Source organism: Methanobrevibacter arboriphilus, from assembly GCF_019669925.1.
GTDB classification, from domain to species: Archaea; Methanobacteriota; Methanobacteria; order Methanobacteriales; family Methanobacteriaceae; genus Methanobinarius; species Methanobinarius arboriphilus_A.
The window spans coordinates 496,251-510,573 of sequence record NZ_AP019779.1 but is presented as its reverse complement, the minus strand read 5'-3'; the positions used below and the strand labels follow the sequence as shown (position 1 = coordinate 510,573).

Sequence of the window (14,323 nt, the reverse complement as noted above, 5' to 3'; positions counted from 1 at the left end):
TATAAAAAATAAATATTTTTAATATAAGAATTTAATATGATATAAGAATTTATTTTTAATTTAATAATTTTAATGAAATTATCTATAAAAATCCTATTTCAAATGCTATCACTGGATATTCTAGCTCGAAATTACTAATTACTTCAGGAGATATTTCTCCAAAGAAACCAGAAATAGTACTGTTTTTACTAGTTCCTTTAATACTAGCTACTCTTCCTTTAATGAAAGTAGGATTATTTGATGATGAAACTTCCATTTCATATCCTAAATTAGATAAAAGACTTGCTATTGTTGATTTAATTTCAGTAAAATTAGCTGTAGAATGGCAAATAGCTCCTGCTAGTTTTTTCACAGTTTTGACATTTGTTTCTTTTGATTCATCAATATATAATGTGTCTCCTATTTCAAATATTTTTTGTGGGAGATCTTCATGTTTATTATCCTCTAAAAACTCCATGAGACTATTTATTAAACTTTTTCTAATCATTGTTCTATCAATTGTAATTGGCTTAGATACTTGTACATGGTTATCTTCTATTTGTTTCATTTTTTCATAATGATTTTCTTCGCTTGTTAACATTAAACTCATTATTTCTTGGAAACCAAGGCCAATCATAATTTCACGAATGGTTTTTTCACTTTTAAACCAGTTATCTTCATAAGCTATTGTTGAAATATTTGGAAGCTCTGCATTAATTTTATTTATGCAGTATTGGATAGCTACATTTTCAACTATGTCAACTTCATGAAGGATGTCTATTCTGTATGAAGGAATTTCTACTTGAACTTCATTATTATTTGTAATTTTTGTATCCATCCTTGCTTTAAGCAACAAATTAGCTACATCTTCTGCATTAAGATTTACTCCTCCAATAAGTTCATTACACAAATCGACTCTCACTTTTCTAGTTTTTGGGCTTAAATCAGGAGTTGTAATTGTTTTGTCTTGGTAAACAATATCTAAACTTTCTATTTCTCCTCCAACTTCTCCAAATGAACTACAAATAATATTTAATGTCTGTTGAACTGCTTTTTCATCAGTTCCAGTCACATCTACAAGTATATTTTTTGTATCTTCTGTAAGTTTTGTTAATTCTCCATTTATAATTGGTGGCATGGATAATACTTTATCATTTTTATCAAGAATAATAGGATACTTATCGAATCCTGATATTAACTTTGCATATTTCGAACCTTTTTCATGTTCACCTAATATTTCCTTTGGAGTTAATTCATTTAAATGATCTAATGGAACAAAACTATTTTCATTTGGAGAACTTGCAATATATTTATAATCTCCATTAATAACATCTAAATTATGAATACCAATAGCTACTTTTTTTCTGTCTCTTCCAATAACCCAGTGTAAATTTTCTTGAAAGTCCATTATTTGTTTTAGCTTCTCTCCATTAAATTTAATATCTTTAATTAATGCGAAAGCTATATATGGTCGAATATTTTCTATTTCTTTATCTACAAATACTTTTTCTCCAGAAGGTGAGACTTTATATTTAGGAAGGCCTATTTCTTGTGATATGAAACCTTTTAAGCTACGAGAAACTCCTTCTACTGATAACTGATCTGGACGATTTGGAAAAAATTCAACTTTAATTGTCTCATCATCGAAGTCTTCTATATCGCTTCCAAGCATAGGTAAAATATCAATTAGCTTATTATTTTCAATGTTAATTCCAAGCTCTTTTAAATCTTGATATTCAAATGTAATTACTGGCATTAATTATCTCCTGAAATATTTTCTGAAATATTTTAATATATATTTAGTTTAATTATTATAATTGTATTTTAATTTTAATTATTTATTATAAAGTATTTTAAATAAAGTATGCTAATTTTTAATATATGTTGTTTTTTTCATTTTTTGTATTTTTTACTATTTTCTATTATTTTTAGTATTTTTAGCATTTTTTATTTTTTCAGTATTTTTTATTTTTTTGAAAAATGATGTTTAAAACATTCTATAATGAATATTTAATTTTATTATAAAAACGTTTATTATAAAAAATATTTATTATAAATTTATTATAAAAATTATATTGAATTGAATTTAAAATCCAAAGATACATATAAAGAATAGAGACTCAAAAACAAAGTGTAATGATCGATGTTCGAGATGAGTCATATGTTTTATAGTTAAAGAATGAATAACATCAATAACAAAGTGGATTAATCCACCTAAAAAACCGATTTCAACTGAGAAAAAGACTATTGATAATACAAAAAAATGAAATACAGCTTCTAATCCTTCATGAACTAACCATGCTTGGAAATTAGAATAAACCATTTCCTGAACAAGGCCTCCGAATATTATGTAAAAATCGTGAAGGAAATTCCACATGATTATACTGTGCAATTCATCGCTTATAGCTAATACAATAGCTATATAGAACCATAATAATTCCATTCTTTCACCATCAGTTATCTATAATAATATTTGATTATTTATAATTATATTTAATTTACTTAATTTGATTTATACAATTTGAATAAGCTTAATGAAATTATTTATAATTCCATATTATTTTTATATATATTTTTATATTATTAGGAATTAAAATAAAACTATATTAGACTCCTTATCTATATTATTCATAATAATTATAGTTATTCATTTATTAATTAAAATATTTTTCCATAATTATACTATTTATATTATTATGATATTATTTAATATGGTAATTAGTTATAAAGTATAAAATATATTAAATCAAATATTAAAATATAATATTAATATTTTAAAAATATTTAAAAATTACTTAAAAGTTAGTTAAAGTTAGTTAAAAAATAGTTAATATTACTATTCATCGAATTGTAAATTTTATTAAATTATTCTTAAATACTTATCAAATAATACAGTTATAGAAATAATATAATTATAGAAATTAATATAATTATAGAAATTGATACAATTGTAGAAATTGATACATTTATAGAAATACATAATATGGAGAAGATACATGACAATAGACAACATTCCTAAAGATTATGATCATAAAAAAGAAAAAGAATGGCAAAAAAAATGGGATGATGATCAAATTTATAAATTCATTGGTGATGGAACAAAACCAAGGTATATAATTGATACTCCTCCTCCTTACCCAACTGGTTCTATTCATATGGGTCATGTATTAAATTGGGTTTATATTGATATAAATGCAAGATATAAACGTTTAAAAGGTTTTGATGTTTTATTCCCTCAAGGTTGGGATTGTCATGGTCTTCCAACTGAAGTTAAAGTTGAAGAAAACAATAATATTAAGAAAAATGATGTTTCAAGAGCAGAATTTCGTAATATGTGTGTAGATCTTACAAAAGAAAATATAACTCTTATGAAAAATCAGATGAAGTCTATAGGATTTTCTCAAGATTGGTCAAGAGAATATATTACTATGACTCATGAGTATATGAGAAAAACTCAAACTTCTTTTCTTCAAATGTATGAAAAAGGTTTAATATATCAAGGTATTCATCCTGTTAATTGGTGTCCTCGCTGTGAAACAGCTATAGCTTTTGCTGAAGTTGAATATAGTAGTAATGATACTTTTTTAAATTATGTTAATTTTCCTTCTACTAATGAAAAATCTGATTCAAAAAATGATGGAGTTTTAATAGCTACAACTCGCCCTGAACTTATGTCTGCTTGTGTAGCTGTTGTTGTTAGCCCTGATGATGATAGATATGCAGATATTATTGGAAAAGAGGTTGAAGTTCCTATTTCAAGACAAAAAGTTAAAGTTATAGCTGATGATGAAGTTGATCCTGAATTTGGTACTGGTGCTGTTATGGTTTGTACTTTTGGGGATAAAACTGATGTTTCATGGGTAAATAAACATAATCTTGATATTATTGAAGCAATTGATGAAAAAGGGATTATGACTAAATCTGCTGGAAGATATGAAGGAATGACTTTAAAAGAATGTAAGTTAGCTACTGTTGATGATCTTAAAGCAGAAGAGTGTATTATTAAACAAGAACCTGTTGATCAAAATGTTGGTCAATGTTGGAGATGTAAAACTCCTATTGAAATTTTGGTTAAAAAACAATGGTTTGTAGCTGTAAATAAACTAATCGATGATATTAAATCTGCTACTAATTCTATGAATTGGGTTCCAGAGCATATGAAAAGTAGGCTTCTTAATTGGGCTGATTCTATGGAATGGGATTGGTGTGTTTCAAGACAAAGGATATTTGCTACTCCTATCCCTGTTTGGTTCTGTAAAAAATGTGGTAAGGTTCATCTTCCAAATATTGAAGATTTACCTGTAGACCCAACCCAAACACAACCTTCAGTTGAATGTGAGTGTGGGTCTCGTGAATTTAGAGGAGAGGATGATGTGCTTGATACTTGGATGGATAGTTCTATATCTCCATTAAATATTGCTGGATGGCCAGATCCAAGTTTTAAAAATAATTTTCCTGCTGATTTACGTCCTCAAGGGCATGATATTATTCGTACATGGGCTTTTTATACTACTCTTAGAACATTAGCTTTAGTTGATGAAAAACCATTTGATGAGATTGTAATTAATGGTATGGTCTTTGGAGAAGATGGTTATAAAATGAGTAAATCTCGTGGAAATGTTATAGGTCCTGAAGAAGTTATTGAAGAGTATGGTGCAGATGCTCTTAGAACTTGGGCAGCTAATAGTGTTCCAGGGTCTGATGTTCCTTTTGATTGGAAAGATATTAAATATGGTTATAAATTCCTTAGGAAATTTTGGAATGCTTTTAGATTTATTAGTATGCATATTTTTGATGAAAATATGACTAATAAAAATATAGATATTATCAATAATGAATCTAGTAATGCTATTAAAAATAAATTAATGCCTTTAGATAAGTGGATACTTTCAAAGTTAAATAATCTTAATAAAGAGGTTACTGAAGCTTTTGAAACTTATAATTTTGCAACAGCTATTAATTCAATTGAAAAATTTGTTTGGCACGATTTTTGTGATGAATATATTGAATCTGTTAAATATAGGCTTTATAATGATGATGTAACTGAAGATTCTAGGATTGCTGCTAAATATACTTTAAAAAACGTTGTTGAAACTTCTTTAAAACTTCTTTCACCTATTACTCCTCATTTTGCTGATGAAGTATATCAATATTTTGAAAATACTAATAGTATAAATATTATTAAATGGCCAGAATTAGATGAAGATCTTATTGATGATGTTTTTGAAGATAATGGAGAATTAATTATTGAAACTATTGGAGAAATTAGAAGGTTTAAATCTTCTTCTAAGATTCCTCTAAATGTTCCTCTGTCTGAAGTTAATATCTACACTAATGAAGATTTAAAGGCAGTTTATGAGGATTATATTGAAGATATTAAAGGAACTTTAAAGATTCATAAACTTGACTTGTTAGTTGGAAAACCTGATATTCATGAAAAGGTTGTTGAAGTTATTCCTGCTATGGATAAGATTGGCCCTCAATTTAAAGGAGATGCTCCAAAAATTATTAAATATTTAACATCTAATGATCCAGAAGAAATAGCTAAATTATTAGAAGAAACTGAAGAAAAAGAAAATAATGGCAAAATAACAATTGGAGACAATGTTATAACTAATGAACATGTTAATATGGTAAAAGAAGTTGTTGGTAAAAGTGGTAAGAAGGTTGATGTTGTCCAATCAGATAATTTAGATGTTTTATTTGAAATAATTAAATAATTTTATTATATTTTCATTATATTTTCATTATATCTTTATTATATTTTTATATATAATCATAATACATTATAATAGATTGAATCAAAATTTCAGATGATTTAAATGATTTTAAAAGTAAAAAAAGTTTCAGATGTTGGAGGAATTGTTAAAGCACCTCCTTCTAAAAGTTATACTCATAGGGCTATTATTATAGCTTCTTTTGCTGAAGGAACTTCTTGTTTATATGATCCTCTTTCTTCTGAGGATACTCTTGCTTCAGTTAATGCTTGTAGAAATTTTGGTGCAGATATAAATACTTCTAACTTTAATTCTCTTGTTAATAATCCTAATTCAGATAGTTATTGGGAAATTAAAGGAATTGATAATGGAAATATTGAAAATCTTTCAGATAATCCAATTGATTTGAAAAATTCTGGAACTACTCTTAGGATAATGACTTCTTTAGCTGGTTTATCTAAAAATAAAACAATATTTACTGGTGATGAATCTCTTAAAACACGTCCTATGGATATGCTTCTTGAAGCTTTAAAACCATTAGGAGTTGATGCAAAATCCATTTTTAAAAATGGAAAACCTCCTATTGAAGTAAACCCAGGTTTTGTTGGTGGAAAAACATCTATTGATGGTAATGTTAGCTCTCAATTTATTTCTTCTCTTTTAATAGCGGGAACTATCTCTGAAAAAGGTATTGATCTTGAAGTTAAGGGAGATTTTATATCAAAATCATATGTAGCTATGACTTTGGATGTTATGGAGGAGTTTGGGGTTGAAATTGAAACAGACCTTTTTACTAAGCATGAAAATTGTGATTTTATTGATAAAAAATGTTCATCAACCTTCTTTTCTATTAAGCCTCAAAAATTCACTGCTATTGATTATGTTGTTGAAGGAGATTATTCTTCTGCATCATACCTTTTAGGTGCTGTAGCTATTTTAGGTGGGAAGATAACAGTTAAAAACTTATTTAAGAATTCTAAACAGGGAGATAAATTAATTTTAGAAATTTTAGAAAAGATGGGTTCTAAGATTACTATTGATAATGATTCTGTTACATTGATTTCTGATGGAAATCTTAATGGTATTGAAATTGATTTACATAATGCTCCTGATCTTCTTCCAACTGTTTCTGCATTGAGTGCTTTAGCTAATGGTAATACATTAATTACTGGTGTTAAACATGCTCGTTATAAAGAAACAGACAGAATAGCTAAGTGTGCAGAGGAACTCTCTAAATTAGGTTGTAATATTAAAGAAAATGAAGATGGTATGGAAATTATTAGTGGGGTCAATTTAGAAAAATCAATTTCAAATAAGGTTACATCGCATAATGATCATAGATTAGCTATGGCTTTTAGCTTAATAGGACTTAAACATGAAGTATTCATTGAAAAAGGAGAGGTATTTAATGTTTCTTTCCCTAATTACATAGAATCAATGGCTGAAATTGGAATAGAAATAGGTTTATTCGAAAATGGATGTATTTAATTTTAAAATAGTTAAGTAAATAGTTGGGTGATTATATTTCTAAATCTAAAAATAATAATAATTTGTCTTTTAAAGTAGAAAAAATAATGAAAGAGCTTAATAATTTATATACTCTTCGCGTTTTTGAAGATAGGGATCCATATAGGGTTTTAATCAGAACAATCCTTTCTCAAAGAACAAAAGATGCAAATACTGATAAAGCTACAAATCAACTTTTTTCTAAATATAAAGATATTCATGAAGTTGCTGATGCTCCAATAGAAGATATTGAAAAGCTTGTTAAGAGTGCAGGTTTTTTTAGAGTTAAAGCTAATAGAATAAAAGAAGTTTCACATATTATATTAGATTATTATGGTGGAATAGTTCCAAATAATATGAAAGAACTTCTTGAACTTCCAGGAGTTGGTAGAAAAACAGCTAATTGTGTACTTGTTTTTGCATTTCAAGAACCAGCTATTCCTGTAGATACTCATGTTCATAGAATACCTAATAGATGGGGAATTGTTAATACTAAAACTCCTGAAAAGACAGAAGAAGAATTAATGAAAATTGTTCCAAAAAACCTTTGGATTGACATGAATGATTTAATTGTTCAATTTGGTCAGACAATTTGTAGGCCTCTTAATCCATTGTGTGAAGAATGTCCTATTGCTGATTTATGTGATTATTATAATACTAATTTTCTGTAAAAAAGCCATATTGGGTGAATGTTTATAGTATAATATTTTATAATTCTATATAATTCTATAACTTTGTTAACCTATTTTAGCAAATATTCATATAAAATATGATTTATGGATATGAAAAAATTTTAAAGATTTGTTTGAATTTTATATTAACTTTAATAAGCTTAAAACCCTGATTCATGAGCTTGAAAATAGTTTAAAAAAGCTAATTTTAAAAAAGTTATTCAACTACAATTTATTTAATGTTTATATAAAAGATATTCACTTAGAAAAATTTGTTCAATTTAAATATAAACTGACTTATTTACTTATTCTTTTTTTCTAAATCTAACATAAAAATTATGGAAAACTTAAAAAATATGTTAAATAAAACTTTTATTCTAGATATTAAACTTTTAATAAAGGAAATTTTTAAATTATCCTATGAATTAGTGGACAAAAGTTCATTCATAAAAAAGTTATATTCAAGTATATTGCCAAATAATTGGTATTAAACTATAATCTCATAGAAATCTTTATATATTATTATTATCAATAATATTTATTAGTTTATTTACAAAGTGAATGTTCACTGATAAAATTATTCGATATATAATAATATATCATAATCTTATTAATTTCTTATATTTTGTAGGTTTTATATTTTAGATCTTAAATTAAAAACATTTGAGGCTAATATTTAATAAACTATTATACTGTTATAATATTAAAATAAGCTAAACAAAACAAGCTGAATAAAATAAGCTAAACAAAATAAGCTAGAACATTAATAAATTAGATAATTGGTGAAATTATGAACATTGAAAAAAAAATTAAAGATGATAAATTACTGGTTAAAATTGAGGGTAGATTAGATATAAACTCTTCTGCTGAATTAGAAGAAGAGTTAAAGAAAGATATTCCAGGAACTAAAGAATTAATTTTTAATTTTAAAGATTTAATCTATATATCAAGTTCAGGACTTCGTGTTATTCTTTCAACGCAAAAAATCATGGATAAACAAGGTTCTATGGTTATTGAAAATGTTAATGATTTAGTAATGGAAATTTTTGAAGCTACAGGGTTTTCCAAGATTTTAACAATCAAATGACCATAATTGAATTTGATTAAATAGAGATTAAAAGTAATTGGGGTGAAAAAATGGATGTTTCAAAATTAACTCCCACAGGACAAAAAAACTTAAATGATATTTCTGAAGGAAAACCTATTAATAAAAACCTTTTAAAAATGACTAAAAATACAAATAGGAGATAAAAACAATAGCTCTGAAATGCTATGAGTATAACTATGGTAAGAAAAATCGTTAAAAATATGGAATACCTGAATACAACTGGATTAAATAATTTGACTATAACACTATAATTATTAACACTATAATTATAGTTTATTTTTATTTACAAATAATAGTATAGATATTGTATAGTTGGTAATTAATGTAAAAGGTGATAATAAGTGTCAAAAGAGGGTAGTCATTATGGATAAACTTATTGTTCATGCAGAAACCGAGGAATTAGATAAAGTATTGAATTTTATTAGTAATCAGTTGAAAACATATAATTTTTCAAAAAAGTTTGAAATACAATTAGAACTTGCTACAGAGGAAATATTTGTTAATATATCTAATTATGCCTATAAAAAAGACTCTAAAAATAATGAAGTTGCTATATATTCGTTTTTTAATGAAGATAACTCAACATTAACTGTTAAATTTGTTGATAATGGAATTCCTTTCAATCCTCTTGAAGAAAAAATTCCAAATACAACTTTAGATTCTGAAACGCGAGAAATTGGTGGGCTGGGGATATTTCTTGCAAGAAGAAATGTTGATGAGATTAATTATCAATATAAAAAGGGAAATAACGTTTTAACATTTAAAAAACTATTAAAATGAATTAAGAACTAACCTTTTAATTATTATATAAAATTTAGAAAGTAAAGAATCGAATTTCATTTATTAATATGTTATTATTAAAATAAATAAAATATGTTACTATTAATCTACTAATTATTTAATTTAAGGTTTAAAGGGATTGAACTTAAATGAATATAGAATCTAGGCTAAATTATGATAGTTATAGTTCGAAACTAATTATATTGATAGTTTGTTCAATTATTTTCATTATAGTAGCCATTCCTTTTCGTTATTTTTTCCCAGTTTTAAATATATCTCAATTAAGACCTTCAAGTGCTCTACCTCCTGCTTTTGGAATGATGTTTGGATTCTGGGGTGCATTAGGAGCAGCTCTTGGAGATTTAGTTTCTGATATAATTATTGGATATCCTTTAGTTATAGTGATCTTTGGTTTTATTGCTAATTTTTTGTTTGGATATATTTCTTATAAATTATGGTATAGTTTTAATATAGGAGATAAACTTACTAAACCTAGGTTAGATACATTAAATAATCTTTTAAAATTTATTATTGTGATTACAATAACATCTTTAATAATGACTGCATTATTATCTTTTTTATTAGAATCTGTAGGAATTTTAAGTTTTGTTTCTTTACAAACTTTAATATTTTTATTAGCTAACTTTGATTTTTCCATGATTTTGGGGATTCTGATTATTTCAATTGCTAATATCTATGGAATTAAAATGTATTCTCCAAAACAAAAAAAAGCATTTATTAATCCTAAAGTATTCGATTTTTCATTAGGACTAGCTACTTTAATAGGATTATCTTATTTTTTATATTCAATATTTAATGGATCTGGTGTATATGGCATATATATAGGGATTATATTTTATGTTCTTATTTTCATTTACATTTTTAAACCATTTAATAAAAAAATTATCACTGAAAACAAGGAAATAACTTTAACAGAAAAGTTCATATTAGTATTTATACTAACTGGCACGATAATTTCTATTTTAACAGGAATTGAAGGGTTTTATTCTATTCAAATTACTCAAAATCAATTAATAAACTTTTGGAATCATTTTTATATGAATATGAGTTTCATTATTATCATATTTTATATTTCTTTCATTGGATTTTTATACTATATTGAAAAAAACATTACTAATCCTATTGAATCTATTTCTAGTTCTGTTAATGAATATACAAATAGTAAAAATAAGATTGAAGATTCTAATAATATAGTAAAAAAATTAAACAGTCTGCAAAATAAACAAATTGAAATTGAAATTTTGGCAGAATCATTTGAACAAATGATTAAAGATTTAAAATTATATATTTTGGATTTAAAAAATATTACTGCAGAAAAAGAAAGAATTAATACAGAATTGAATATTGCAACTAATATTCAAAAATCCATACTTCCAAAAGAATTTTTAACATCTCAAGGAAATGGAAAATTTGATATTTCTGCAACTTCATATCCTGCAAAAGAAGTTGGAGGAGATTTCTATGATTTTTTCTTCATTGATGATGATCATGTAGCTATTGTTATAGGGGATGTTTCAGGTAAAGGTATTCCTGCAGCACTATTTATGATGTTAGCTAAGACTCTTATAAAGAAAGAAGCATTATATGAATCAAATCCTAAGAATATATTTAAAAATGTTAATAATCAACTTGCAAGAGATAACTCTGAAAACATGTTTGTAACTGCTTGGATGGGTATTTTAGAGATAAAAACTGCTATGCTCACTTATGTAAATGCAGGACATAATCCTCCTTTACTGAAAACTTCTTCAAGATATAAACCACTTAAATCCAAACCAAACTTTGTTTTAGGGCCAATAGATGATATTGATTATATTCAAAATGAAATAAAGCTGGAAAAAGGAGCTAGAATATTTTTATATACTGATGGTATAACAGAAGCTATTAATAGTAAAAAAGAATTTTTTGGAGAAAAAAATTTAATAAATATATTGAATAACTCAGATTTACCTATACGTGATTTATTAGTGAAGATAAAAGAAGAATGTGATGAATTTTCTAAAAATCTTGAGCAATTTGATGATATAACTATGCTGATTTTAGAATATAAAATTTGAATTTAAAATATTATTTAATAAATCAATGTTTTCTTTTTTTGAATTTCTTATCCTTAATTAAAAAATTGATTAAACCAAAGAAATTATCTATTATTGATTCAATTTTTCTAAATGTTTGCTTATTAACATAGAATTTAATATTATATATAAAAACAATAAGAAATAGTTAAAAATAGTTTGTTATGAAAAAATAGTTATATTTCATCCATATTTGCAATTTCTTCTGCAAAACTACCCAATACTTCTTTTAATAAACCTTCTACAAATTTTATAGAACCTGCGACTTCATGTCCACCACCATCTATTCCAGCCTCTGGTATTCTTTCTTGAAGCTTCCATATGATTTCATTTAAGTTAAAACCAAATTTTTTATGTATAACTTCTGTTGCTCTAACCACTCCAAAATCAGGTCCATAACAGAGTGTTATTATTGGTGTTTCCTCTCCAAGATCTTTCACATATTTATCATGAACAAATCCACAAGTTTTTCCTGGAGCAGGAAATGTAAATTTATGAGCATACTTTTCAACATCAAGAACATTGAAATATATTCCATTAGGAAGTTTTTCTTCTTTTACATTTGGAAGTGTAGCTTTTAATTGTGTAGCTATTCTTTTATTATACTCTTTATACAATGCATTAACAAGTTTTTCATGTTTATCAATATTATCAACTGCAAGTATTGTATCCATGATTCCTCTACCATTCATGAATCTTAAAAAATATGCTTCAAAATCAACACAAGCAGCTATCTTATCAAGGTCTTCTCTACTAAAACCTTTTTCTTTAGCTAATTCTATATATTGCTCTGCTTCATCTGATTCTGCATGGTCACCAAGTGCAGCTACTCCTGGAAGGTGACTTATAAGCTCTTTTATTTCAGGATTAATTATATTAGCTACTTCAACAGCTAATGCTCCTGCAGTAATCTGTGAATCTCCTCCAACAAGATATGGGTTAACATGAGTATCTACAAACTCATCTACTTCTACTTTCCCATCCTTTACTTCACCGGGGAAGTGATGATCGATTACAACAATCTCAATATCATATATTTTAGCTTTCATAAGTGCGAGAACATCTTCTTCTGTTGAACCATTATCTAAAAGCACAATAAGGGGTAATTTTTGCCCATGTCTTTCCAAATCTTCAAGAGCAAAAGAAAGGTCTTTTATAACATCTTCAAGCTCATAAAATGGGGCTTTACTTGGTGATCTTCTGAAATAATGCCATTCTGCATCAGTACTTGGGCTTATTTCTCTAAGTAAGGGAATAACTGCTTTTTCCATAGCTACTCCTGCAGATATTCCATCTGCATCTGCATGATGTCTGAGTAAAACAGTTCTACCATCCATTATAGCCTTTCGTATTGTTTTTGCAGCTTCTCTCATTTTTGGTTGTAATTTATCTAATATTGGACTTTTAATTAGTGTTGGTACATTTTCAGGCTCTGCTTTTTCATCGAGTGCTTTTTCAATTATTTGACGGATTTTATCTTCTTTTTCACCTTCTAATTTTTCTATTATTTCAGATTCGATTTGAATTTTACCACTATGTTGATTCACTTCCCCCATTACTTCAACAATGTCTCCAGTTTCAATGTGTGGATAAACTCTAACACCTGCTTCATCAAATGCTGCTGCCCATGTAATAGCTGTTTCATCAGTAATTGTGAAAATTGTTGGTCCTGAAGTTTGTTGTATTTGTATAATTTCTCCTTCTATTCTAACAACTTTTCCTATATCTTTGTTAGTAAGAGATCCTATTTGGCTTCTGGAGATATTCTTTTTAACTTTCTCTATTTCTATATCTCCAATTATATTAGCTGGTCCCATATCTACTTCTCTTTTGTGAGACTTAATTTCAGTTATTTTTACAAATATTTCATCTCCAACTGAATAATTTGGGTTTCCAGTTCTCATCAAACCCCAAACTTGATTGTTTAAGCTAACAAATACTCCATACTTTTCTACTCTTGTAATCTTTCCTTTATAGATTAAGCCTATTTCTAAATCTTCCATCTCACAAAGAGGATCTAATACAAATACTTTTGTTGGCTTTTTTCTAAGTTCTTCTTCTAGCTTCATTTTCTCTAATTCCTCTTTTTCCTTTATTTGTCTCTCTTTTTCTAATTTGATTTTACATTCTGTGCAATAATCAGTGTTTTCTGGAACTATTTTATTACAAGATTTACAAACATTGATTTCTCCTATTCCTTCGCAAGTCTGACATTTTTCATTAATATCAATTACTCCTTTTCCTTTGCAAACTTCACAGGGCACATCTTCTTCTATTTCTAAATCAAATTTGGCTTTAGCATTATTATTTACACCTTTAAAATGGTTTTTAGTTTCAAAACTATCTTGAAAACCTGTTCCATCACAGGAATCACATACTTTTTGATCAACTTTTGAAGATCCTGTTCCTTTACAGTTAGGGCATTTTTTTCTCATTCTTTACCTCTATAATGATAAAATTGTTGAT

The 14,323-nt window shown here is 26.4% G+C and carries 9 protein-coding genes; 6 read left to right on the top strand and 3 right to left on the bottom strand.

Annotation, left to right across the window (positions count from 1 at the left end):
• Positions 1 to 82 precede the first annotated feature (82 nt).
• The gene (pheT, locus tag MarbSA_RS02110) at positions 83 to 1,735 is read right to left on the bottom strand and encodes a phenylalanine--tRNA ligase subunit beta (RefSeq protein ID WP_054835774.1); all 1,653 of its coding nucleotides are present in this window, start codon (positions 1,733 to 1,735) and stop codon (positions 83 to 85) included.
• Between the two features lie 330 nt (positions 1,736 to 2,065).
• A complete protein-coding gene (locus MarbSA_RS02105; protein ID WP_042704233.1) occupies positions 2,066 to 2,422 on the bottom strand; it encodes a hypothetical protein in 357 nt (118 codons plus the stop codon).
• 553 nt (positions 2,423 to 2,975) lie between these two features.
• Between MarbSA_RS02105 and MarbSA_RS02100 the strand changes: the two genes are divergently transcribed.
• From MarbSA_RS02100 to MarbSA_RS02075, 6 genes are all read left to right on the top strand, one after another.
• The gene (locus MarbSA_RS02100) at positions 2,976 to 5,699 is read left to right on the top strand and encodes a valine--tRNA ligase (protein ID WP_221061748.1); all 2,724 of its coding nucleotides are present in this window, start codon (positions 2,976 to 2,978) and stop codon (positions 5,697 to 5,699) included.
• Positions 5,700 to 5,801: 102 nt separating this feature from the next.
• Positions 5,802 to 7,184 carry a 3-phosphoshikimate 1-carboxyvinyltransferase gene (gene aroA, locus MarbSA_RS02095; RefSeq protein ID WP_221061747.1) on the top strand — a complete coding sequence of 461 codons (1,383 nt, stop codon included), beginning with the start codon at positions 5,802 to 5,804 and terminating at the stop codon, positions 7,182 to 7,184.
• 86 nt (positions 7,185 to 7,270) lie between these two features.
• A complete protein-coding gene (locus tag MarbSA_RS02090) occupies positions 7,271 to 7,873 on the top strand; it encodes an endonuclease III domain-containing protein (protein WP_221062042.1) in 603 nt (200 codons plus the stop codon).
• Positions 7,874 to 8,663: 790 nt separating this feature from the next.
• Positions 8,664 to 8,960: an STAS domain-containing protein gene (locus MarbSA_RS02085; RefSeq protein WP_054834919.1), complete on the top strand. Its 297-nt coding sequence runs from the start codon at positions 8,664 to 8,666 to the stop codon at positions 8,958 to 8,960.
• A gap of 384 nt (positions 8,961 to 9,344) precedes the next feature.
• Complete coding sequence (locus MarbSA_RS02080) at positions 9,345 to 9,761, top strand: ATP-binding protein (protein ID WP_221061746.1); 417 nt, start codon at positions 9,345 to 9,347, stop codon at positions 9,759 to 9,761.
• A gap of 149 nt (positions 9,762 to 9,910) precedes the next feature.
• Positions 9,911 to 11,839 carry a SpoIIE family protein phosphatase gene (locus MarbSA_RS02075; protein ID WP_221061745.1) on the top strand — a complete coding sequence of 643 codons (1,929 nt, stop codon included), beginning with the start codon at positions 9,911 to 9,913 and terminating at the stop codon, positions 11,837 to 11,839.
• Positions 11,840 to 12,033: 194 nt separating this feature from the next.
• Here MarbSA_RS02075 and MarbSA_RS02070 read toward each other — a convergent pair whose 3' ends face one another.
• Positions 12,034 to 14,292 (bottom strand): DHH family phosphoesterase, encoded by a 2,259-nt coding sequence (locus tag MarbSA_RS02070; protein WP_221061744.1) that lies wholly within the window; start codon positions 14,290 to 14,292, stop codon positions 12,034 to 12,036.
• Positions 14,293 to 14,323: the final 31 nt, after the last annotated feature.

What these genes read in the sequence shown, in the direction of transcription:
- pheT (WP_054835774.1), bottom strand. Translation starts at nt 1,735, where the DNA reads ATGCCAGTAATTACATTTGAATATCAAGATTTAAAAGAGCTTGGAATT.
- MarbSA_RS02105 (WP_042704233.1), bottom strand. Translation starts at nt 2,422, where the DNA reads ATGGAATTATTATGGTTCTATATAGCTATTGTATTAGCTATAAGCGAT.
- MarbSA_RS02100 (WP_221061748.1), top strand. Translation starts at nt 2,976, where the DNA reads ATGACAATAGACAACATTCCTAAAGATTATGATCATAAAAAAGAAAAA.
- aroA (WP_221061747.1), top strand. Translation starts at nt 5,802, where the DNA reads ATGATTTTAAAAGTAAAAAAAGTTTCAGATGTTGGAGGAATTGTTAAA.
- MarbSA_RS02090 (WP_221062042.1), top strand. Translation starts at nt 7,271, where the DNA reads ATGAAAGAGCTTAATAATTTATATACTCTTCGCGTTTTTGAAGATAGG.
- MarbSA_RS02085 (WP_054834919.1), top strand. Translation starts at nt 8,664, where the DNA reads ATGAACATTGAAAAAAAAATTAAAGATGATAAATTACTGGTTAAAATT.
- MarbSA_RS02080 (WP_221061746.1), top strand. Translation starts at nt 9,345, where the DNA reads ATGGATAAACTTATTGTTCATGCAGAAACCGAGGAATTAGATAAAGTA.
- MarbSA_RS02075 (WP_221061745.1), top strand. Translation starts at nt 9,911, where the DNA reads ATGAATATAGAATCTAGGCTAAATTATGATAGTTATAGTTCGAAACTA.
- MarbSA_RS02070 (WP_221061744.1), bottom strand. Translation starts at nt 14,292, where the DNA reads ATGAGAAAAAAATGCCCTAACTGTAAAGGAACAGGATCTTCAAAAGTT.